General features: G+C 72.4%; 21 protein-coding genes. 10 read left to right on the plus strand and 11 right to left on the minus strand.

Annotated elements, in window-relative coordinates:
* The first annotated feature begins 145 nt into the window (after nt 1–145).
* On the plus strand, nt 146–664 hold the full coding sequence (locus ACZ6JY_RS18505; RefSeq protein ID WP_469197057.1) for a hypothetical protein: 519 nt from the start codon (nt 146–148) through the stop codon (nt 662–664).
* Nucleotides 665–676: 12 nt separating this feature from the next.
* Here ACZ6JY_RS18505 and ACZ6JY_RS18510 read toward each other — a convergent pair whose 3' ends face one another.
* Entirely contained in the window at nt 677–1291 is a 615-nt protein-coding gene (locus tag ACZ6JY_RS18510; protein ID WP_469197058.1) for a hypothetical protein, read from the minus strand.
* A 296-nt stretch (nt 1292–1587) separates the two neighbouring features.
* Between ACZ6JY_RS18510 and ACZ6JY_RS18515 the strand changes: the two genes are divergently transcribed.
* Nucleotides 1588–4425, plus strand: a complete 2838-nt coding sequence (locus ACZ6JY_RS18515) for a penicillin acylase family protein (protein WP_469197059.1) — start codon at nt 1588–1590, stop codon at nt 4423–4425.
* A 7-nt stretch (nt 4426–4432) separates the two neighbouring features.
* On the opposite strand, the gene ACZ6JY_RS18520 is transcribed toward ACZ6JY_RS18515, so the two are convergent.
* Nucleotides 4433–5695, minus strand: coding sequence for a serine-threonine protein kinase (locus ACZ6JY_RS18520; RefSeq protein ID WP_469197060.1), 1263 nt, complete (start codon nt 5693–5695; stop codon nt 4433–4435).
* Nucleotides 5696–5770: 75 nt separating this feature from the next.
* Complete coding sequence (locus ACZ6JY_RS18525) at nt 5771–7099, minus strand: MFS transporter (RefSeq protein ID WP_469197061.1); 1329 nt, start codon at nt 7097–7099, stop codon at nt 5771–5773.
* A gap of 155 nt (nt 7100–7254) precedes the next feature.
* On the opposite strand from ACZ6JY_RS18525, the gene ACZ6JY_RS18530 reads away from it, so the two are divergent.
* The 4 genes from ACZ6JY_RS18530 to ACZ6JY_RS18545 all read left to right on the plus strand — a co-directional run bounded on the left by ACZ6JY_RS18530 (nt 7255) and on the right by ACZ6JY_RS18545 (nt 11223).
* Nucleotides 7255–7953 carry an alpha/beta fold hydrolase gene (locus ACZ6JY_RS18530; protein ID WP_469197062.1) on the plus strand — a complete coding sequence of 233 codons (699 nt, stop codon included), beginning with the start codon at nt 7255–7257 and terminating at the stop codon, nt 7951–7953.
* Nucleotides 7954–8174: 221 nt separating this feature from the next.
* Nucleotides 8175–8930 (plus strand): SDR family oxidoreductase, encoded by a 756-nt coding sequence (locus ACZ6JY_RS18535; RefSeq protein ID WP_469197342.1) that lies wholly within the window; start codon nt 8175–8177, stop codon nt 8928–8930.
* A complete protein-coding gene (locus tag ACZ6JY_RS18540) occupies nt 8927–10606 on the plus strand; it encodes a class I adenylate-forming enzyme family protein (RefSeq protein ID WP_469197063.1) in 1680 nt (559 codons plus the stop codon). Before ACZ6JY_RS18535 ends, ACZ6JY_RS18540 begins: the two co-directional genes overlap by 4 nt.
* A 23-nt stretch (nt 10607–10629) precedes the next feature.
* Nucleotides 10630–11223 (plus strand): TetR/AcrR family transcriptional regulator, encoded by a 594-nt coding sequence (locus ACZ6JY_RS18545; protein ID WP_469197064.1) that lies wholly within the window; start codon nt 10630–10632, stop codon nt 11221–11223.
* Here the strand turns inward: ACZ6JY_RS18545 and ACZ6JY_RS18550 are convergent.
* Together ACZ6JY_RS18550 and ACZ6JY_RS18555 are read right to left on the minus strand one after the other, a co-directional pair.
* Complete coding sequence (locus tag ACZ6JY_RS18550) at nt 11212–12243, minus strand: phosphotransferase family protein (protein ID WP_469197065.1); 1032 nt, start codon at nt 12241–12243, stop codon at nt 11212–11214. The two genes, ACZ6JY_RS18545 and ACZ6JY_RS18550, sit on opposite strands and share 12 nt — an antisense overlap.
* Nucleotides 12244–12325: 82 nt before the next feature.
* The gene (locus ACZ6JY_RS18555; RefSeq protein ID WP_469197066.1) at nt 12326–12622 is read right to left on the minus strand and encodes a hypothetical protein; all 297 of its coding nucleotides are present in this window, start codon (nt 12620–12622) and stop codon (nt 12326–12328) included.
* A 116-nt stretch (nt 12623–12738) separates the two neighbouring features.
* Between ACZ6JY_RS18555 and ACZ6JY_RS18560 the strand changes: the two genes are divergently transcribed.
* Nucleotides 12739–13674 carry an NADP-dependent oxidoreductase gene (locus tag ACZ6JY_RS18560; RefSeq protein ID WP_469197067.1) on the plus strand — a complete coding sequence of 312 codons (936 nt, stop codon included), beginning with the start codon at nt 12739–12741 and terminating at the stop codon, nt 13672–13674.
* Nucleotides 13675–13716: 42 nt separating this feature from the next.
* Here ACZ6JY_RS18560 and ACZ6JY_RS18565 read toward each other — a convergent pair whose 3' ends face one another.
* From ACZ6JY_RS18565 to ACZ6JY_RS18590, 6 genes are all read right to left on the minus strand, one after another.
* On the minus strand, nt 13717–14034 hold the full coding sequence (locus tag ACZ6JY_RS18565; protein WP_469197068.1) for a DUF202 domain-containing protein: 318 nt from the start codon (nt 14032–14034) through the stop codon (nt 13717–13719).
* A complete protein-coding gene (locus ACZ6JY_RS18570; protein WP_469197069.1) occupies nt 14031–14423 on the minus strand; it encodes a YidH family protein in 393 nt (130 codons plus the stop codon). Before ACZ6JY_RS18570 ends, ACZ6JY_RS18565 begins: the two co-directional genes overlap by 4 nt.
* 53 nt (nt 14424–14476) lie before the next feature.
* Complete coding sequence (locus ACZ6JY_RS18575) at nt 14477–15013, minus strand: NUDIX hydrolase (RefSeq protein ID WP_469197070.1); 537 nt, start codon at nt 15011–15013, stop codon at nt 14477–14479.
* Nucleotides 15014–15037: 24 nt separating this feature from the next.
* Nucleotides 15038–15808 carry a glucose 1-dehydrogenase gene (locus tag ACZ6JY_RS18580; protein ID WP_469197071.1) on the minus strand — a complete coding sequence of 257 codons (771 nt, stop codon included), beginning with the start codon at nt 15806–15808 and terminating at the stop codon, nt 15038–15040.
* A complete protein-coding gene (locus tag ACZ6JY_RS18585) occupies nt 15805–16440 on the minus strand; it encodes a TetR/AcrR family transcriptional regulator (RefSeq protein ID WP_469197072.1) in 636 nt (211 codons plus the stop codon). The genes ACZ6JY_RS18580 and ACZ6JY_RS18585 overlap by 4 nt, the downstream gene beginning before the upstream one ends.
* A gap of 96 nt (nt 16441–16536) precedes the next feature.
* Entirely contained in the window at nt 16537–17487 is a 951-nt protein-coding gene (locus ACZ6JY_RS18590) for a DMT family transporter (protein ID WP_469197073.1), read from the minus strand.
* A gap of 242 nt (nt 17488–17729) precedes the next feature.
* Between ACZ6JY_RS18590 and ACZ6JY_RS18595 the strand changes: the two genes are divergently transcribed.
* The 3 genes from ACZ6JY_RS18595 (at nt 17730) to ACZ6JY_RS18605 (ending at nt 22126) form a co-directional block, all read left to right on the plus strand.
* Nucleotides 17730–19385 (plus strand): FAD-binding dehydrogenase, encoded by a 1656-nt coding sequence (locus ACZ6JY_RS18595; protein ID WP_469197074.1) that lies wholly within the window; start codon nt 17730–17732, stop codon nt 19383–19385.
* 170 nt (nt 19386–19555) lie between these two features.
* A complete protein-coding gene (locus ACZ6JY_RS18600) occupies nt 19556–20518 on the plus strand; it encodes a hypothetical protein (protein ID WP_469197075.1) in 963 nt (320 codons plus the stop codon).
* A 42-nt stretch (nt 20519–20560) separates the two neighbouring features.
* Nucleotides 20561–22126 (plus strand): APC family permease, encoded by a 1566-nt coding sequence (locus ACZ6JY_RS18605; RefSeq protein ID WP_469197076.1) that lies wholly within the window; start codon nt 20561–20563, stop codon nt 22124–22126.
* The last annotated feature ends 54 nt before the right edge of the window (nt 22127–22180 follow it).

Here is a 22180-nt window from a genome sequence, read left to right on the forward strand (position 1 = left end):
TCGTCGCCGATCACTCTCGCCCGTCACAAAACGACGTGACCACCGTAATTTCCCCGTGCTACGGAACCGGCGCCCGAGGCCGCAAGGTAGGTGCAGGACACGCGAGCCGAAGGAAGCCACGCACCACATCACCCAGGGAGGGCCGATGCCGGTCGCCATCTGTTCGTTGAAGTGGGACGCCGCGCAGGACGGGCGCCAGTCCGTCACGTATGACAGCGACGGCTACCACCTCGTGCGCTTTCCGTACGGCGTGGGGGAGGAGAACTACGACCCCTGGCGCATGCACGACCCGGCGAAGGGCGGCAGCTCGTCCGGGAAGTTCCCGCAGCCCCGCTCGGGGCTGATATGGCCCAGCCACGACGGCTGGGGCGTGCTCTCCGCGCTGGTCTTCTGGGAGCCGGACAGCGGTCCCACCGAGTACCGCACGCGGTTCGTCCGTGACCCGCTCGGCCTCTCGACCGGGTACGACTCGACCGCGACGACCGACTCCGCGCCCACCAGGGGCAGCCAGTTCCGGTCCTACGTCTGGCAGATGTTCGTGCACCCGAACACGCCCGTGGGGCTGAAGATCTCGGCGCGCGGCGTGGGCGACGTACGCAAGAAGACGCCGATCACACACGCCCAGTTCAAGCTCGCCATCCACACGGACGTGCTCAGGCCCTGAGCGTCACACCTCTCACACCGACACCAGCGGACGCAGCCGCCGGGCGCGTACCTGGGCCCGGCGCACCGCCTCCCGGGTGAGGACGGGAGCGGGCACGACGATGCCGCAGCCCGTGCAGACCGCGCCCGCGGACGGCTCGTGCGCCAGACCGCGCTTCCAGACGAGGGTGGTGTCCCCGCAGACGGGGCACGCCGCGCCCGGCTCCCTCTCAAGCGCCGCTATCAGCCGGCACAGGACTTCGGCGAGGGGCGCGTCGGGGTGGACGTCGGGGTCGTCGCACCAGGCGACCCCGAACCCGCCCCAGGTGCGGCGGTGCCAGTCGTCGTCGCTTCCGGGGCGCCGAAGCCCGTCGTGCTTCTCCTTGCGGCGGCGCTCCGCGAAGCCCGCCTCGTAGGCGAGCCAGACCGCCCGTGCCGCCTCCAGCTCCGTCAGCGCCGCCACGAGCCGGGCCGGGTCGGGAGATCTGTCCTCGGGCCCGAAGCCCGCCCGGGCGCACAGATGGTCCCAGGTCGCCCGGTGGCCGTAGGGGGCGAACCTCTCCAGGCACTTGCGCAGTGAGTACCGCCGCAGTGCCAGGTCGCTCTTCGGGTCACGTACCTGTCTCGCGAGACTCCGGAATCCGGCCATCGCCCTGCACCTCCGTCACACGTACTTCGTTCTCGTGCCCCGTGTTCCTTCTCTCCCCGGCGCCGCTGCCGAGCGGAAACCGAAGCGGCGTTGCCGAGTAGACGTATCGACACGCGATTCGGCTCCCTATTCGGGCGACCGTTTTTCGCCTGCCCGTCGGAGCAGCGCTGATGCACGCACGCGGGGGGCGCGTTGTGGTGATTCGGAAAAGGCGACGGTTGTTCATCTTTCGGGTTCATCGACCCGCCAGTAACCTCCGCCGCATCGGCCTTCCGCAGACCACCGGAGGAGCACACATGGGACCACGCAACGTCAGGCTCAGAACGTTCACCGCGGGGGCGGCGCTCGCGCTCGGCGCCGCGCTCCTGGTGCCCCTGCCGGGCGCGGCGGCGGCGCCGGGGGACCCGGGTGTGCGGGAACGGTCCGCGGACGCGACGGACTACTGCGGGAGCCAGTGCGCGGACGTCCTGCCGCCCGGCGCCAACGGCAACGCGACGCTCGCCGAGATACTCGCCCATCGGGTCCTCGGCACCCAGCCGGCCCACGCCGACGACCAGTTGGGCCCCTACGACGCGCTGTCCTCGGGCTACACCTCGCTCACCGACGACAAGCTGACGGAGTTCTTCAACGACGCGTCCTTCGGGGTCCGCGACGGCCAGGTCGCCTCGGTCACCAGACCGCGCGACGACGTGACGATCACCCGGGACAAGAAGTACGGCGTGCCGCACATCAAGGGCACCACGCGCTACGGCACCGAGTTCGGCGCGGGCTTCGCCGCGGGCCAGGACCGGCTCTGGCTCATCGACCTCTTCCGGCACATCGGCCGCGGGCAGCTCACCTCCTTCGCGGGCGGCGCGCCCGCCAACCAGGGCCTGGAGCAGCAGTTCTGGCCGCAGGCCCCGTACACCGAGGCGGACCTGGAGAAGCAGGTCGAGTACATCAGGACGACGCAGGGCGAGCGCGGCAAGCAGGCCATGGAGGACGCGCAGGCCTACATCGACGGGCTCAACGCCTACCGGGTGAAGTCCAAGAACGGCCGCTACTTCCCCGGCGAGTACGTCCTGACCGGCAAGATCGACGCGATCACCAACAAGGGTGAGATAGAGCCGTTCAAGATCACCGACATGATCGCGCTGGCCTCCGTGGTCGGCGGCCTCTTCGGCAACGGCGGCGGCGGCGAGGTCGAGTCCGCCCTCTCCCTGCTGAAGTCCCAGGAGAAGTACGGCGTCCAGAAGGGCACCGAGGTCTGGGAGTCCTTCCGCGCCCGCAACGACCCCGAGGCCGTGCAGACCATCCACGACGGCACGAGCTTCCCCTACGCGAACAAACCGGACAAGGCGCGCGGCACCGCGCTGCCCGACCCCGGCTCCGTCGAGCGCGAACAGCTCGTGTACGACCGTGAGGGCGGCGCCAAGACCGGCGCGAAGGACCCGGTGAAGGCACCCGAGAAGCTCAGGCCCGCGCAGGGCATGTACGACAAGGGCGTCCTGCCTGAGGACCTCTTCCGCCAGGACGGCCACAAGAAGGGCATGTCGAACGCCCTGCTCGTCTCCGGCAAGCACACCGCGAGCAAGAACCCCGTCGCCGTCTTCGGCCCCCAGACCGGCTACTTCGCCCCCCAGCTCCTCATGCAGCAGGAGCTCCAGGGCCCCGGCATCAGCGCCCGCGGCGTCTCCTTCGCGGGCGTCGGCATGTACGTCCAGCTCGGCCGCGGCCAGGACTACGCCTGGTCGGCGACCTCCGCCGGGCAGGACATCACCGACACGTACGCCGTGGAGCTCTGTGAGCCCGGCGGCGGTACGCCCACCAAGCAGTCGGCCGGCTATCTGTACCGCGGCACCTGCACGCCCATGGAGAAGATGGAGCGCAAGAACGCCTGGAAGCCGACCGTCGCCGACTCCACGGCCGCCGGCTCCTACCGCATGCAGGTCTTCCGCACCCGGTACGGCGTTGTGACCCACCGCGCGAGCGTCGAGGGCAAGCCCGTCGCCTACGTCTCGCTGCGCTCCACCTACCGCCACGAGGCCGACTCGATCATCGGCTTCCAGATGCTCAACGACCCCTCGTACGTCAAGGACGCCGAGACGTTCCAGAAGGCGGCGCAGCACATCAGCTACGCCTTCAACTGGTTCTACGCCGACTCGCGCGACATCGCGTACTACAACAGCGGCGCCAATCCCGTCCGCGCGAAGGACGTCGACCCCGCCCTGCCGGTCAAGGGAGAGCAAGCCCACGAATGGCGTGACTTCGACCCCGCGGACAACACCTCGGCGCAGACACCGCCCGCCGAGCACCCGCAGTCCGTCAACCAGGACTACTACATCTCCTGGAACAACAAACAGGCCGACGACTTCACCACCGCCGGCTTCGGCATGAGCGCCGTGCACCGCGGGGACCTCCTCGACGGCCGGGTCAAGAAGCTCACCGAGGCGGGCGGCGTCACCCGCGCCTCGCTGACGCGGGCCATGTCCGAGGCCGCCGTCACCGACCTGCGCGGCGAGCAGGTGCTGCCCGAACTGCTCAAGGTGCTCCGCAGCGAGCCCGTCACCGACCCGGCGGCGGCCAAGGCGGTCCAGCAGCTCGACGCCTGGCTGAAGGCGGGCGCCCAGCGCAACCAGACGGCGGCGGGCTCCAAGACCTACGCCCATCCCGACGCCGTACGGATCATGGACGCCTGGTGGCCGCGGCTCATCGAGGCCGAGTTCCGGCCGGGCCTCGGCAAGGACCTCTACGAAGCCCTGACCGCACAGCTCGCCACCGACGAGGCGCCGTCCGCGGGCCACGGACCCACCGGCGCGCACGCGGGCTCCGCCTTCCAGTACGGCTGGTGGGGCTACGCCGACAAGGACCTGCGTGCGGTGCTCGGGGAGCCGGTGAAGGGCGCGCTCGGCGACACCTACTGCGGCGGCGGCAAGCTCGACGCCTGCCGCGACGCCCTGCTGACCACGCTCACCCAGGCCGCCGCCGAGCCCGCCACCGAGGTCTACCCCGGTGACGACGCGTGCAAGGCGGGCGACCAGTGGTGCGCGGACTCCGTCATCCACCGGGCGCTGGGCGGCATCACGCACAAGCCGATCCAGTGGCAGAACCGCCCGACTTACCAGCAGGTCGTCGAGTTCCCCCGCCACCGGTAGGGGACCCTCACGCGAGAGCGATCCGTCCGGCGGCGAACACGACGCGTGCCAGTTCCTCGTGGCAGATGTCGCTGTGCGCGCCGGCGGGCGGGCCGCCCCGTCGCACCACCGCGGCGGCGTCCAGGCTCACGCACCCCTTGGCCGGCACCTTCTGGCCCAGCTTGATGCGCTTGGTGCCGGCCACCGACCGGATGCCGTTGTAGCCGATGGCACCCCAGCGCTCCCAGAGGTTCAGGAACGTCGTGGAGTCACCCGCCAGCTTCGACGCCAGCGGGTAGAGCCGCCCGAGGGCGTCGTCGTGGCGCGAGTAGCAGGAGACCAGCGGCCCGTCGACGCGGCGCTGCATGCCGTGGAGGGCGCCCCTGCGCGAGGCGTCGTGCGGTACCCGGCCCGCGAAGGCGTAGTGGCTGAACGCCCCTTGGAGCAGCGTCACCGACTTCACCGCCCGCACGTCCGCGGGCATGCCGCGCAGCGCGTACGAGACGAGGCGGGCGCCGAAGCTGTGCCCGATGAGGTGGACCCTGATCCCGGACACGTCGGCGGCCAGCAGGCCGATCGCCGGGCCGAGACCGAGCTGGCCCACCGCGCCCGCCCGCCGTTTCATGGCGTAGTAGGAGCCCTGCCGCAGCAGCTCGTGGGCGCCGTCCCACACCCGGTCGCGCAGGTTGCCGAGGAGTTCGGGCCGCCCGGTGTCGGCGCGGGCCGCGGCGAGCAGCTCGCAGACCTGCACCGCGTCGTCGGTGAGCATGGCGGGCTCGCCCGGTCCTGTGTCCTCGCCCAGGTGCCGGGCCGGGCTCGTCTCCCGCAGGGAGACCAGCTCACGGACCTGCCGCCCGAACTCGTATACGCGGGAGGGGACCTCGGAGCGCTCCGCGAGCAGCTCCGCGATCCGGTCCAGCGTCTCGCCGTGGCCGGGGAAGGCGCGGTCGAGCGCCTGCCGGGTCGCCGGGTCGAGGCCGGGCCCGCCGGCCGCCGCGGCGACGGCGGACGCCGAGGGGTCGAAGTCGGGGACGGGTTCGTCGGGGAAGCGGATGGCGGGCCACAGCACCCCGACGTAGCCGAGGCGCACGCCCGCCGCCGCCATGCTCCGGCAGGGCGCGAAGAACCGCCGGTACAGCTTCCTCGCGTCGTCCTTGTCGTTGTTCCAGCCGTGCGCGAAGACCAGCAGATCCGTGACGTGTTCGCGTTCCACGCCGGACAGCAGCTCCTCGCGCCGCACGGTGTCGACGTCGCCGTCGGCGTCGAAGGTCAGTTCCCAGTAGGGCTCCACGCCGTCATGGTCCCGCCGCCCGCGCCGACTGGCCATACGCCGTGCCACATCCGACCCGGCGAACAGGGGGCCGATTCAGGCCAGTTCCCGCTCCCGCGTCTCCGGCAGCGCCAGGACGCAGAGCAGCGACACGACCGCCATCGCGCTCACGTACCAGCCCACCGACGAGGAGCCGAACGCCGACTGGAGCCGGGTCGCCACCAGCGGCGAGACCGCGCCGCCGAGGACGCCGCCGAGGTTGTACGCGAGCGAGGCGCCCGAGTACCGCACGCTCGTGCCGAACAGCTCGGGGAGGTAGGCGCCCATCGGGCCGTAGACCACGCCCATGCAGAACAGGGCGCCGCCCAGTGCCAGCGCGATGAGCACCGGCTGCTCGGTGTCCAGGAGCGGGAAGAGCACCAGGCCCCACACCACGGCGAGCCCCGCGCCCGCGAGGACCAGCTTGCGCCGCCCGGCCCCGTCGGAGCGCGTCGCGGCGAGCCAGGTCCCCGCCGCGAGGAAGAGGCAGGCCACCAGGGAGAGGCCGAGCATGGTGTTGCGGGAGACGTGCAGGGTGCCCGTGGCGTAGGAGAGGCAGTACGTCGTGGCCGTGTAGAAGAGGCCGTAGGCGACGACCATGCCGCCCGCGCCGAGCAGGAGTTCGCGCGGGTGGCGGCGGAGCACGTCGAGCGTGGGGACCTTGCTGGCCTCCTGCGCCTCCATGACCTTGGCGAAGACCGGCGTCTCGCTGATCCGCAGCCGCACGAAAAGGCCGACGCCCACCAGCAGGAAGGACAGCAGGAACGGCACGCGCCAGCCCCAGGAGCGGAACGCGTCGTCGGACAGCGCGGAGGAGAGCAGCCAGAAGATCCCCGTCGCCGCGAAGAACCCGACGGACGGGCCGAGCTGCGGGAACGCCGCGTACAGCCCGCGCTTCTTCTTCGGCGCGTGCTCCACCGCGAGCAGCGCGGCCCCGCCCCACTCCCCGCCGAGCCCGATGCCCTGGAGGAAGCGGAGCAGGATGAGCAGCAGCGGCGCCCAGACGCCCAGCGTGCCGTAGCCGGGCAGCAGCCCGACGAACGCGGTCGAGAGCCCCATCAGGAGCAGCGAGGCCACGAGCACGGACTTGCGGCCCACCCGGTCACCGAAGTGCCCGAAGATCACCGAGCCGATGGGCCGCGCCGCGAACGCCACCGCGTACGTCGAGAACGACGCGAGCGTGGCGTTGACCGGGTCCAGGGTCGGGAAGAACGCCTGGTTCAGGACGAGCGCGGCGGCCGTGCCGTAGATGTAGAAGTCGTAGAACTCGATGGCCGTGCCGATGAACGAGGCCACGGCCACGCGCCGCATGCTCTCCGAGCTGCCGCCCTCGTCCTGCGCACCCCGGACCTGCTGTTTCTCTGCTGCTTCAGTGTCGCTCTGCACGAGCGGCACTCTCACGTTCGATGTAGGGGCCAGTCAATAGCCAAGACGGGCTGTCTCGGTTTGTGAGATCCCGGCGCCGGGTGCCGGGTCACCGCTCCCGCCCGCGACCGGGCGGGGGGCTGTCCGCAGGGCGCACGGCGTGTACGTTCGGCGCCATGGCGGAATTCATACTGGTGCCGGGTGCCTGGCTCGGTGCGTGGGCGTGGGACGACGTGGCGGGCGAACTGCGGGCGGCCGGACACGGCGTCCACCCGCTGACCCTTTCGGGGCTCGCCGACAAACAGGGGGTGCCCGCGGGGCAGCGGACCCACGTGCGCGACATCGTCGACGAGGCCGAGCGCCTGGACCTCCGTGACGTCGTCCTCGTCGGGCACAGCTACTCCGGCATCCCGGTCGGCCAGGCCGCCGGGCTGCTCGGCGACCGGCTCGCCCATGTGGTGTTCGTCGACGCCAACGTCCCCGTCGACGGCGAGTCGTTCGCCTCCTGCTGGTGGCAGGGGCAGGAGGTCTTCGAGGCCACGCTGGCCGAGAACGACGGCGTCTGGCCGCCGCTCGGCGCGGCCGACTGCGAGGGGCAGGGCCTCAGCGGCGAACAGGCCGCACGCCTGGTGAACGGCGCGACGCCGCACCCCGGCGCCACCCTGACCGAACCGGCCGAACTCACGCGTCCGCTCGGCGACCTGTCCGCCACGTACGTCAAGTGCCTGCTGGACGGCGAGGACCTGATGGACGACGTGGCCGAGGCGCTCAAGAGCGACCGCTGGCGCCTGGTGGAGATGGACACGGGCCACTGGCCGATGTTCTCCCGGCCGCGCGAGCTGGCACGGGTCCTGCACGCGAGCGTACGGAACTGACTCTCCCCGCGTAGGGGCAGCGGGGGGGGGGGGGGGGGGGGGGGGGGGGGGGGGGGGGGGGGGTGGCGGTTCCCCCCCCCCCCCCCCCCCCCCCCCCCCCCCCCGCCGCATGTCCTGCACCCCCTTCCCCCGCTACATACCGACTGGTTAGTCTGCCGTGACGGACCAGCCGCGCGAGCCCTGGTCGAGCCCGAGGTCGAAGGAGACCGCACGTGGAGACCCTGAAGGACAAGGGAGTCGTCGTCACCGGTGCCGGGGGCGGGATCGGAGCGGCGCTGGCCCGCCGCTTCGCCGCCGAGGGCGCCCGCGTCGTCGTCAACGACCTGGACGGGGCCAAGGCCGAGGCCGTGGCGGGAGAGGTGGGCGGCATCGCCGTACCGGGCGACGCCTCCGCGATCGTGGAGCGGGCCACCGAGGCGCTCGGCGGCACGGTCGACGTCTACTGCGCCAACGCGGGCCTCGGCTCCGGCGGCACGGAGGCCGCGCCCGAGGAGGTCTGGGCCGCGGCCTGGGACGTCAACGTCATGGCGCACGTCCGCGCGGCCCACGCGCTGCTGCCCGGCTGGCTGGAGCGCGGCAGCGGCCGCTTCGTCTCCACGGTCTCCGCGGCCGGACTGCTCACCATGATCGGCGCCGCCCCCTACAGCGTCACCAAGCACGGCGCCTACGCCTTCGCCGAGTGGCTCTCGCTGACCTACCGCCACCGGGGCCTCAAGGTCCACGCGATCTGCCCGCAGGGCGTGCGCACCGACATGCTGGCCGCCACCGGCAGCGCGGGCGACCTCGTCCTCACCCCCACCGCCATCGACCCCGAGGACGTCGCGGCCGCGCTCTTCGCGGGCATGGCCGACGACCGCTTCCTGATCCTGCCGCACCCCGAGGTCGCCGCCTTCTACGAGGCCCGCGCCGCCACCCCGGACAAGTGGCTCTCCGGCATGAACCACATCCAGCGCAAGTGGGAGGCGGCCGAGAAGTGACCACCTACCCGGCCGGTTCGGTCTACGCCGCCAAGCCCTGGCTCGCCCGCCTCAACGACGCCCAGCGCGCCCCCGTCGCCCCCGCGGCCTCCGTGGTGCACGCCTTCCGCGCGGCCGTCGCCAGAACCCCCGAGCACACCGCCCTCGCCTACTTCGACGGCCGCCTGAGCTACCGCGAGACGGACGCCCTCACCGACTCCGTCGCCGGACACCTGGCCGCCCGCGGCGTCGCCCGCGGCGACCGCGTCGCGATCCTCCTTCAGAACACCCCGCACTTCGTGATCGCGCTCATCGGCGCCTGGAAGGCGGGCGCGACGGTCGTGCCCGTCAACCCCATGTACAAGTCCGCGGAGGTCGCCCACGTCCTTGCCGACGCCGACGTGACCGCGCTGATCTGCGCGGACCGCGCCTGGGACACGTACCTGCGCGAGACGGCGGCGGGATCGCCCGTGCGGATCGTGCTGACCGCCTGTCAGCTCGACCTCCAGACGAGGAACGACACCCGGGTCCTCGACTTCGGGCGGCTGCCGCCCGCGGCCGACGCCGACGACCTCCTCGCGGTCGCCCGCGAAGGCCGCCCGGCCCCCGCCGACCGCGTCCTCGGCCCCTCAGACGTGGCCCTGATCAGCTACACCTCGGGCACCAGCGGCACCCCCAAGGGCGCCATGAACACCCACGGCAACATCACCTACAACGCCGAGCGCCAGCGCGCGGGCTCCGGGATACCGGAAGGCGCCTGCTACTTCGCGATGGCGCCGCTCTTCCACATCACCGGCATGGTCGCCCAGGTCGCGGCGTGCGTCGCCAACGCGGGCACCCTCGCGCTCGCCTACCGCTTCGAGGCCGGCGTGGTCCTCGACGCCTTCGCCGAGCACCGCCCCGCCTACACGGTCGGCCCCTCCACGGCCTTCATGGCGCTGGCCGCCCACCCCGCCGCGACCCGCGGCCACTTCGACTCCTTCGCGCTGATCTCCTCGGGCGGCGCGCCGCTGCCCCCGGCCCTGGTGGAGAAGTTCCGCGCCGCCTTCGGCCCCTACCTCCACAACGGCTACGGCCTCACCGAGTGCACCGCCCCCTGCGCCTCGGTGCCGCCGGGCCAGGAGGCCCCGGTCGACCCGGTCTCCGGCACGCTCGCCGTGGGCGTCCCCGGGCCCGAGACGGTCGTACGCGTCCTTGACGACGCAGGGCAGGAGGTCCCGTTCGGGGAGCACGGCGAGATCACCGTGGCCGGACCCCAGGTGGTGCCCGGTTACTGGAAGCGGCCCGACGCCACCGACGAGGCCTTCCCCGACGGCGAACTGCGCACCGGCGACATCGGCTTCATGGACCCGGCGGGCTGGCTCTACGTCGTCGACCGCAAGAAGGACATGATCAACGCGTCCGGCTTCAAGGTCTGGCCGCGCGAGGTCGAGGACGTCCTCTACTCCCACCCCGCCGTCCGCGAGGCGGCCGTCGTCGGCGTCCCCGACAGCTACCGAGGGGAGAGCGTCAAGGCGTACGTCAGCCTGCGTCCCGGCAGCGACACCGGTGCCGAGGAGCTGACGGCGTACTGCGAGGAGCGGCTCGCCGCGTACAAGTATCCGCGCGAGGTCGAGATCCTGGCGGAGCTGCCCAAGACGACAAGTGGGAAGATCCTCCGGCGGGAACTTCGTTCCCGTCCACAGAACAGTCGGTGACATTCGAAAGGCAGGTGGCGGCAGTGGCCAGGACGACGGACGGTGACGGCACGCCCGTCCCGCAGCGGCTCCTCGCCGCCGCCACCCGGCTCTTCGCCGACCGCGGCTACGACCGTACGTCCGTGCAGGAGATCGTGGAGGCCGCGGGCGTGACCAAGGGCGCCCTCTACCACTACTTCGGCTCCAAGGACGACCTCCTGCACGAGGTCTACGCCCGTATGCTCCGCGTCCAGCAGGAGCGGCTCGACGCCATCGCGGACGGCGACGCGCCCGTCGAGCAGCGGGTCCGCGACGCCGCCGCGGACGTCGTGGTCACCACCATCGACAACCTCGACGACGCCTCGATCTTCTTCCGCTCGATGCACCACCTCAGCCCAGAGAAGAACAAGCAGGTGCGCGCCGAACGGCGTCGCTACCACGAGCGCTTCCGGGCCCTGATCGAGGAGGGCCAGCGGTCCGGCGTCTTCGCCACCGCGACCCCGGCGGACCTGGTGGTGGACTACCACTTCGGCTCCGTCCACCACCTGTCCACGTGGTACCGCCCGCAGGGCCCGCTCACTCCGCAGCAGGTGGCGGACCACCTGGCGGACCTGCTGCTGCGGGCGCTACGGCCGTAGCTCTCCGCGCAGCGTGGTGAGGCCGTGCTCGATGAACACGGGCACCAGCTCGCCGATCCGGTCGAAGCCGGCGCCGACCGTCTGGCCGAGCGTGTAGCGGTAGTGGATGCCCTCCAGGATCACGGCGAGCTTGAACCACGCGAAGGCCGTGTACCAGGAGACGGCGGAGACGTCGCGCCCCGAGCGCGCGGCGTACCGTTCGATCAGCTCGGCGGGGTCCGGGTGGCCCGGCGCGCCCGCGGTGGTGCTGACGGGGGAGTCGGGCACCTCAAGCCTGGCGCTGTACATCACGAGCAGCCCGAGGTCGGTGAGCGGATCGCCGAGCGTGGACATCTCCCAGTCGAGGATGGCCCTGATCCGGTCGTCGTCGCCGATCAGGACGTTGTCCAGGCGGTAGTCGCCGTGGACGACGGCCGGCGCGGGCGAGGCGGGCAGCGAGCGCCCGAGCGCGGCGTGCAGCTCGTCGACACCGGCCAGTTCGCGGTTGCGCGAGGCGTCGAGCTGCTTGCCCCAGCGACGGAGCTGCCGGTCCAGGAAGCCCTCGGGGCGGCCGAAGTCACCGAGGCCGACCGCCGCGGGGTCCACCGCGTGCAGGTCGACGAGCGTGTCGACGAGGCCGAGCACCGCGTCACGGGTGCGCTCGGGGCCGAGCGGCGCGAGCTCCTCCGCGGTGCGGTACGGGATGCCGTCCACGTACTCCATCACGTAGAAGGGCGCCCCGATGACGGCGTCGTCCTCGCAGAGCAGGACGGGCGCGGGCACCGGCACGTCCGTGGGGTGCAGGGCGGCTATCACCCGGTGCTCGCGCTTCATGTCGTGCGCGGTGGCCAGGACGTGGCCCAGCGGCGGCCGCCGCACGACCCAGCGCGTCGAGCCGTCCGTCACCGCGTACGTGAGGTTGGACCGGCCGCCCTCGATGAGCCGTGCGGTGAGCGGTCCGCCTGCCAGGCCAGGACGCTCGCGGTCGAGGTGGCCGCGCAACTGGTCGAGGTCGAGGCCCGGCGGGTGGTCTGCGCTCATGGTCGCTCCTGATCGGCGTGGTGGTCACGTGCCACCCCATGATGCCGACCAGTCGGTATGCCGTCCAGGGGTCACCGGGCACTCAGTGATCGTCCCAGTGGCCGTCGTGCGACGCGTGCCGGTGGCCGTCGTGCAGGTAGTCCACGTGGTCGCCGTGGGTCACGGCGTCGTGGCCGCAGCCGTCGCCGTGCCGGTGGTCATGGCCCTGGTGGGCCACGTGGGCGGAGGGCTCGCACTCGTCGTAGTGATCGGAGTGCAGCCGGTGCATGTGGCCGTCGTGCGCGTAGTCGACGTGGTCGCCGTGCGGCACCTCGGCGTGGCCGCAGGCCGGGCCGTGGACGTGGTCGTGCACCGGGTGTTCGTGGTGGAGCGTGGTCATGTCGTGCACCTTCCGTGACTGGTGGGGTGGATGACCCTCTCAGGCTAGCCCGAGATGCCCGGTAAGTTGCGTTATGGAAGCCTTGTGAAAGTTTGCGACCGACGAAAGCGGCACCCATGAAGGCGATCAGCTACCGAAGCTACGGCGGACCCGAGGTCCTGGAGTACGGCGAGGTGCGCGACCCCAAGGTCGGGCCCGACTCCGTCCTGGTGAAGGTGCGGGCCGCCGCCGTCAACCCCGTGGACTGGAAGTGCCGCGACGGCCACCTCGACGCACTCCTGGAACCGGTCTTTCCCGTGATCCCCGGCTGGGACGTGGCGGGCGTGGTGGTGCAGCCGGGCGCCGCCGTCCCGGAGTTCGCCGTCGGTGACGAGGTCATCGGCTACGTGCGCGAGGACTTCCTCTCCCGCGGCACCTTCGCCGAGTACGTCGCGGCCCCCGTGCGCACCCTCGCCCGCAAACCCCGCAACCTCTCCTTCGAGGAGGCCGCAGGCCTGCCGCTCGCCGGGCTCACCGCCTACCAGGTGATCACCCGGGCCCTGGTGGTGAAGGAGGGCGACGTGGTCCTCGTGCACGCGGCGGCCGGCGGCGTCGGCTCCCTCGCGGTGCAGATCGCCCGGCACCTGGGCGCCCGCGTCATCGGCACCGCCGGCGAGCACAACCACGACTACCTGCGCGGCCTCGGCGCGGAACCCGTCACCTATGGGGACGGCCTCGTCGACCGGGTGCGCGGGCTCGCCGCCCAGGGCGTCGACGCGGCCTTCGACACCGTCGGCGGCGACACGCTCAGGGCCTCCGCCGAACTGCTGGGACCCGAGGGACGGCTCGCCTCCATCACCGACAACGAAGTGGTGGAGCTCGGCGGCCAGTACTGCTTCGTGCGCCCCGACGCCGCCGACCTCCAGCGGCTGAGCGAGCTTGCGGAGCAGGGCGTGGTGACCGTGCACGTCGACGAGACGTTCCCGCTGGAGCGCGCCGCCGACGCGCACCGCCGCAGCGCCGAGGGCCGCACCCGGGGCAAGGTCGTCGTCACGGTGGAGTGGGCGGACTGACCCCGCGAGGCCTTCACTTGGACCACCAACGCCGGGCCTCTCTCAGACCACCATCGCCGCCGCGCACAGGGCGAGGGCGAGGGTGCACAGGGCCGCCGTGCACGCCCCTTTGACCGTGAGAGGCCGGGGCCTGGCCGCGGTCAGGGCGACCATCCTGCGGTGCGCGACCGTGAGGAAGCCGAGCCAAAGCAGCAGACAGAGGGCGCAGGCGAGTACGCCGGTCGTGCTCGGGCCGCGGTTCAGCACCGCGCGGGCGGCGAGGACCGCCGCGACGGTGCACGAGAGCGTCGTGCGCCGCCACGCGAGCCTGGTGCGCTCCGGCTGGAGACCGGGGTCCCTGGCGGGCCCGGCGGCCGTCATCCCTCCCACCCGAAGAGCACGACCACCACCATGGCGAGCGCGACCACCGCGACCACCAGGCTCAGCAGCGTCGGGAAGCGGCTGACGGGCAGGTCACCGCCGCGCCGCATGGCCCGCTCGCAGCGCACCCAGTGGTTGACGGCACGCAGCGAGCTCAGCACGCCCGCCGCGAGCAGGGCGAGGGCGAGCCCGATCCGCCAGCCCCAGCGCAGGTCCGGCAGGAACTGGTCCACCGCGAAGCCGCCGCCGATCAGCGCGAGGGCGGTGCGCAGCCAGGCCAGGAAGGTGCGTTCGTTGGCGAGCGAGAAGCGGTAGTCGGGGGTGTCGCCCTCCTCGCGAATGCGCTCGGGTGCGAACCACAGCCTCAGACTCCGTACGAAATTGCTCACTGGCGCACCATAAGCCGTGCCCCCGGCAGGCCCCTCACCAGGCGGCGAGCCCCTCACCCGGCCCGGTGGGCGAGCAGCCGGCGGTAGGCGGCGAGCCCGTCCGGCACCCACTCCCACTCGCCGAGCCGCCGCCCCAGCTCCTCCTCCGGGATGAAGGCGTGCCAGGCGACCTCCTCGGCCTGCGGGTCCACGGGCAGGTCGCAGCGGACCTCGTGGACGGACGACCACCAGCTGTGGCCCGCGCCGTCCTCGTAGAGGAACGTGAACAGCGGTGTGGGGCGCGGGAGCCCGGCCACGCCCAGCTCCTCCTGCGCCTCGCGCAGCGCCGCGTCGGCGTAGGACTCGCCCGCCCCGACCACGCCGCCGACGAACATGTCGTACAGCGAGGGGAAGACCAGCTTCTGCGGGGTGCGGCGGTGCACGAAGACGCGGCCCTCGGCGTCCCGCGCCAGGATGAACACGCAGCGGTGGCGCAGGCCGCGCGCGTACACCTCGCCGCGCGGGGCCTCGCCGATGACCTCGTCGTTCTCGTCGACGACGGACAGGATCTCCTCGCGGGGGTCGGCCGGACCCGGGGTGGCATCAGTCATGCCGTCCATCCAACCCCACGTGGCTCACTGGCCCATGACGTACCTGACGGTCGGGCCCGCGGTCCAGCCGCCGTCGACGGCCAGCTCCGCGCCCGTCACGTAGGAGGCGGCGTCCGAGAGCAGGAACACCATGGCGCCCGCGATCTCGTGCGGCTCACCGACCCGGCCCATCGGCGTGTTCGGGTACTTGCCCTCGCCCTGCTCGATGCCGACCTGGGCGGTCATCGGGGTGTACGTCATGCCGGGGTGGACGGAGTTGACGCGGATACGGGCCGTGCCGAGCTCCACCGCGCCGATCTTGGTGAGGCCGCGCACGCCCCACTTGGAGGCGCCGTACCCGGCGGTGAGCGCGAGGCCCATGAGCCCGGCCGCGGAGGAGATGTTGACGATCGAGCCGCCGCCCGCCTCCTTCATCGCCGGGATCACGGTCTTCATGCCGATGAAGGCGCCGGTGAGGTTGATGTCGAGGACCTTGCGGAAGTGCTCGACGGACTCCGACTCCAGGAACTGGCCGGTGGATATCCCGGCGTTGTTCACCAGGCCGTGGATCGCGCTGAACTCGGCGACGGCGAGGTCCGCCACGCGCCGCCAGTCCTCCTCGGACGTCACGTCGTGGTGCGCGAAGCGGGCGCGCGCGCCGAGCGCCTCGGCGGTCGCCACGCCCTCCTCGTCCAGGACGTCGGTGAGGACGACGTTCGCCCCGGCGGCGACCGCCTGGCGGGCGGCCTCGGCGCCCAGGCCGCGGGCGGCGCCGGTGATGACGATGGTCCTGCCGGTGAGGTCGTACGTGGTCATGCGTCTTCTCCAGGGGTGGGTGGCGCGGCCCGCAGCAGGGCCGACGTGGTCGTGACGAGGTCCGAGAGGAAGACGTCCTCGCCGGTCAGGGGCGTGGTGCCCGCCAGGTACTGCCGGGCACGGTCGCTCATCGCGGCGCCGATCAGGGTGAGCGCGAGGTCGAGCCGCTCCAGGCGCACCGGCTCCGGCAGCTCGGGGGCGAGGCGGTCCTCGACGCGCCCGATGAGCGTCCAGTAGACGGTGCCGTCGAGGGTGGGGTGCGGGGTCCTGGTGCGGACGCCGCTCTCGTGGCTGAGCTGGGCGGAGATGCGCAGACAGCGCAGGCCGCGCTCGGTGCGCAGCTCGGTGGCCTCGGCGTTCACCAGCGCGGTGAGCAGTCCCCGCAGGCCGCCTTCGGCGCGCTCCAGCTCGGCGGTGAGCACCTGCTCCGTGCGGCTCTGGCGGGCCGCCATCACGGCGTCGAGGAGGCCGCCGCGCGAGCCGAAGTGGTACTGGACCGCCGAGGGGTTGCTCTGCCCGGCGAGCCGGACGATGTCCCGCAACTGGGCCCCGTCCACCCCCTGCGCGGCGAAGACCTCCTCCGCCGCACGGATGAGCTTCTCCCGGGTCTCGGGTCCTGACGTCCTGGCCATGGAACCACTGTAATGCTGGACATTATTAAAAAGCGAACGGGGCCGGACAGCGAACGGGACCGGACAGCGAACGGGGGCCGGGGCCGTGGGCCGCGTTCAGTGCCGGCGAAGGGCCGGTCGCAGCCAGCGGGCGGCCGGGCGGGGCGGCGGCGGTGGGGCGTCGCTGCGCGGCAGGTCCGGTTGCTCGCCGCCGGAGCCGCGCGGCATCGCCGGGTGCATCCCGAGCAGCACCACGCCCGCCACGATCGCCGCGAGCCCCGCCGCCTCCCACGCGAGGGCGCCCGAGTCCGTCCGGAGCCGGTCGCCGAGGAAGCCGACGCCGCACGCGATCCCGGCCAGCGGCTGCGCGGCCGTCAGCGCGGGCAGCGACATCCGCAGCGGAGCCGTCTCGAAGGCGCTCTGCACCAGGACGAGCCCCGTGACGCCGAGCGCGAGCACCCCGTACGGCTGCCAGCCGGTCAGCACCTCGGGCAGCCCGCCCGCGGCGAACCGGTCGCCGGTCACCCGCGTCAGCGCGTCCTGCACGCCGTAGAGCAGCCCGGCGGCCAGCGCGAGCAGCACCGGGCCCGCGCCGAGCCGGGACCTCTTCGCGCACGCCGTCAGGACCAGCGCCCCGCCCACCATCAGGCCGACGATCAGCCAGTGCCGCAGCGGACTGGTCTCCGCGACGCCCCCGCGCGGCTCGCCCGCCACGATGAACGCGGTCACCCCGCCCGCGAGCAGCACGAGCCCCGCCCAGCCCTGGCGGCCGAGCGGCTGCCCGGTCTGGTAGCGGGAGAGCGCGAGGGCGAAGAGGAGCTGGGTGGCGAGCAGCGGCTCGACGAAGGAGATCTCCCCGCGGCCGAGCGCCAGCGCCCCGAGCACCATCCCGCAGACCATCAGGCCGATCCCGGCCAGCCAGCGCGGCACCTTCACCAGGTCGAGGAGGAGCCGGAACGAGAGGAAGTCGCTCAGCGGTGCCTGCCGCGCCACGTTCTGCTGGAGCACGAAGCCGAGGCCGAGGCAGCAGGCCGCTCCGATGGCGAGGGCGAGAACCAGGACCGACACGTCACACACCTCGGGCTCGGGATCGCGGCCGTACTCGGGCACCCGGGGAGCGGCGGAGGGCGTGTCCGCGCGCGAGCCGGGGCACGAAATGGGGACTTGGCCGACGATAGCCGCCCATCGTCCCCGCCGCGCACCGGAGCTTGACGCGTTCGACCCGTCTGTCGGTTGACGTGCGTCACGCCGCTATCCAGGATCTGACCCATCAGTAACCTCGCGGGACCCTGTCTAGGAGGACGACCCTCATGGCGTACGACGCAGATGTGATCGTGATCGGGGCGGGTCTCGCCGGGCTCGCGGCGACCGCGGAGCTGGTGGACGCGGGCCGCCGGGTCATCCTCGTGGACCAGGAGCCCGAACAGTCGCTGGGCGGCCAGGCGCACTGGTCCTTCGGCGGCCTCTTCTTCGTCGACTCGCCCGAACAGCGACGCCTGCGGATCAAGGACTCCCACGCGCTCGCCATGCAGGACTGGATGGGCACGGCCGCGTTCGACCGTCCGGAGGACCACTGGCCCCGCAAGTGGGCCGAGGCGTACGTCGACTTCGCGGCCGGTGAGAAGCGGTCGTGGCTGCACGGCCAGGGCGTACGGTTCTTCCCGGTCGTCGGCTGGGCCGAGCGCGGCGGCTACGACGCGCAGGGCCACGGCAACTCCGTGCCGCGCTTCCACATCACCTGGGGGACCGGTCCCGGCCTGCTCGCGCCGTTCGTGCGGCGGGTGCGCGCCGGGGTCGCTCGCGGCCTGGTCCAGCTCCGGTTCCGGCACCGCGTCACCGGGCTCTCGCGCAGCGCGGGCGCCCTCGACACCGTCACCGGCGAGGTGCTCGAAGCCTCCGACGCCGAGCGCGGCCAGGCCAGCAGCCGCGAGGTGACCGGCACCTTCGAGTTCCGCGCCCAGGCGGTGATCGTCACCTCCGGCGGCATCGGCGGCAACCACGACCTCGTACGCGCGAACTGGCCCGAGCGGCTCGGCACCCCTCCCGAGAAGATGATCTCCGGAGTCCCCGCGCACGTGGACGGCAAGATGCTCGGCATCGCCGAGGCGGCCGGGGCGCGCCTGATCAACCGCGACCGCATGTGGCACTACACCGAGGGCATCGAGAACTGGAACCCCATCTGGGACCGGCACGGCATCCGCATCCTGCCAGGACCCTCGTCCCTCTGGCTCGACGCCCGCGGCGACCGGCTGCCCGTGCCGCTCTTCCCCGGCTTCGACACCCTCGGCACGCTCGAACACATCATGGGCACCGGCCACGACCACACCTGGTTCGTCCTCAATCAGCGCATCATCGGCAAGGAGTTCACCCTCAGCGGCTCCGAGCAGAACCCCGACCTGACCGGCAAGTCGGTGCGCGGCGTCATCGACCGCGCGCGGTCCGAGGTGCCGGGACCCGTCAAGGCGTTCATGGACCACGGCGTCGACTTCGTGGTGGAGAAGGACCTCGGCGCCCTTGTGCGCGGCATGAACGCGCTCACCAAGGAGCCCCTCATCGACGAGGCCGCGCTGCGCCGCACCCTCGCCGCGCGCGACCGCGAGATCGCCAACCCCTTCACCAAGGACCTCCAGGTCACGGCCATCCGCGGGGCCCGCAAGTTCCTCGGCGACCGCCTCATCAGGGCCGCCGCGCCGCACCGGATCCTCGACCCGAAGGCGGGGCCGCTCATCGCCGTACGCCTCAACATCCTCACCCGCAAGACGCTCGGCGGCCTGGAGACCGACCTCTCCTCGCGCGTCCTGACCGACGGCGGCCGGCCGCTCGACGGGGTGTACGCGGCAGGGGAGGCCGCCGGGTTCGGCGGCGGGGGAGTGCACGGCTACCGCTCGCTGGAGGGCACCTTCCTCGGCGGCTGTCTCTTCTCGGGCCGCACGGCGGGCCGCGCCGCCGCCCGGCAGGTGGGGTGAGCGGACCCTCGCCGGACCGGCGTACTTGCAGGTGACGTATGAAGTGCGCGCGGTTTGAAACGAGTTGGTGAAGAAGGCAAGGGTAGGCTGCCCTTGACGTGGAGGGGCGCCTACCGGTTTGCTGTGCGTGATCATCCGCTCGCGAACCGCGCCGGGGAGGAAGTCCCGCGGTGTCACCACCCCCACCCCCACTGGGCCGCTCCCGCAAGAAGACGGCCGCACAGGCCTTTGACGCCGCGCTCGACGACACCGAACTCGTGGCGGCCCGTTCGGCGTTGGTCCAGGGCCGCTGGGCCGAGGCCCGCGAGCTGCTCGCCGCCACCGGCGACGACTGGGACCGCAGGGGCCACCGCTTCGACGTCCTCGGCCAGGAACCCGCCACCGCCGCGTGGGCCCGCGACTGGCGGCTCGTCGAGCCCGAGAGCCACGACGCCGAGCTGCTGCTCGCCTTCGCCGCCGTACACAAGGCGCTGCGGGGCAAGGCGCGTTCGGACAAGGTGCGCGCCCAGTGCCGCGAGGCGGCCACCCGCACCTCCGCCGACCCCACGCCGTGGCTCGCGCTGCTCCTGCTCGAACGCTCCCTGGGGCACGAGGAGGACGTCGTACGCCTCTTCGACGAGGTCAGGCACCGCCACCCCGAGCACCACCACGCCCACCACCTGATGATCGCCCGGCTCGCCGAGCGGCGCCCCGGAGCGGGCCAGGACCCGCTGCACGAGGTGTACGACTTCGCGTCCTGGGCCGCGGAACAGGCCACGCCCGGATCGCCGCTGGCGGTCCTGCCGGTGATCGCGCACACCGAGCGCTACCGCGTGCTCGCCGCGGCGGGCCTGGAGTCCGCCGACCCCGTGGCCTCCCAGCACTGGACCGGGCGCCGGGCCCGCGGTGTCATCAGGACCGCCTTCGACTGGTGGCTGGAGTGGGAGACGCCCGCGCGGCCGTCCCACCCGCGCTGCCACGTCGACCTCAACTTCCTTGCCCACGCGAAGTTCTGCGAGGGCAGGGCGGCCGAGGCCGCCGCGCTCTTCCACCGCATCGGACGGCACGCGACCCCGGCCCCCTGGTCCTATCCGGACCGGGATCCGCACGAAGCGTTCACGGCCGCGCGTGCCACAGCGCTCGGCTCGGCCTGAACATCCGTACCCCCGACGTACCCCTGAAAGGACGACCGCGCCATGGCGACGGGCAGTTCGAGCACGAGCGGAACGAGATCACTCGGCGAGCCGAAGGACGGCGGGGGGATCAGTACATACAAGGGTGAGGAACGCGCGCTGCGGGCCGGCCGGCTCGGCACGGCGGGCCTGCTGCTCTCCGTGCTCGCCGCGACCGGGCCCCTGATGGTCGTCGCCGGTGTCATGCCCACCACATACGGCGTGATGGGCGTGGTCGGACAGCCGCTCCTCTTCCTCATCCTCGGCGTCGTCCTCGCGCTCTTCAGCCTGGGATACGCCGAGATGAGCCGGCACGTGCACAACGCGGGCGCCTTCTACGCGTACATATCCCGCGGGCTCGGCGGCACGGCGGGTGCGGGCGCCTCGCTGGTCGCCCTCGTCTCCTACAGCGCCCTTCAGGCCGGCCTCTACGGACTGCTCGGCTTCGAGGTGTCCGGGCTCATCCAGACGTACTTCGACGCCGAGGTCGCCTGGTGGATCCCCGCGCTCGTCGTCGTGGCCCTCGTCGCCGTCCTGGCCTGGCTGAAGATCGACCTCAACGCGCGCGTGCTCGGCGTCCTGCTGATCGTCGAGGTGGTGCTCGTCGTCATCTTCGACATCGCGGCCATCGCGGACCCGGCCAAGGAGGGGCTGTCGCTGCACGCCTTCAACCCCGACACGCTCACGGGGGCGGGCGTCGCCACCTCGCTCTGCTTCTGCATCGCCGCCTTCACGGGCTTCGAGCAGGCTCCCGTGTACGCGGAGGAGACCAGCCGTCCGCAGGTCGTCGTGGCCCGCGTGATGTTCTTCGCCGTCGGGTTCGTCGCCGTCTTCTTCGCGATCAGCTCCTGGGCGCTGACCGTCGCCGCCGGACCTTCGGGGATCGTGCCGGCCGCGCAGGAGCAGAGCGCGGGGCTGCTCTTCGGACTCACCGAGTCGCGGCTCGGCGGGACCTTCACCGACGTCATGCACGTGCTGTTCGTGACCGGCATGTTCGCGGCGATCCTCAGCTTCCACAACGTGGTGGCGCGCTACGCCTTCGCGATGGGGCGCGAGGGGCTGCTGCCCGCCGCGTTCGGCCGCACCAACACCTCCACGGGCGCCCCGGGCACGGGTTCGCTGCTCCAGACCGTCGTCTCCGTCGTGGTCGTCGTGGGCTTCGCCATCACTGACGACGGCGCGGCCGGTGACCCGACCGCGCCCGTCCTGCACCTCTTCACCTGGGGCGGCAACATCGGTGCCCTCGGCGTGATCCTGCTGATGGCCACGGCCTCCGTCGCCGTCATCGTCTTCTTCGCCCGCAGGGGCGCCGCGCGGGCCCAGGCCTGGCGCATCGCGGCCTCCGCGCTGGCGGCGGCGGGGCTCCTGGTCATCGCCGCGTACACGGTCAAGGACTTCGACGTCCTGGTGGCCGCGGGCCCCGACTCCGCCCTGAGCTGGGTGCTGCCGGGCATCATCTTCCTGGCGGCCGCGATCGGCCTGGGCTACGGAGCGATCCTGCGGGCCAGGAACCCCGCCGCCCACGCCAGGATCGGCCTGGGCAACGAGGCCTTCCAACTGGAGAAGGCGTCGGGCTCGCCGGAGGGCTGAGATCCAGCCCTGCGGCGATGGAGGAGCGGGGTCCGGGGCAGAGCCCCGGGGCTC

It is taken from the genome of Streptomyces sp. NPDC046335 (genome assembly GCF_055587985.1).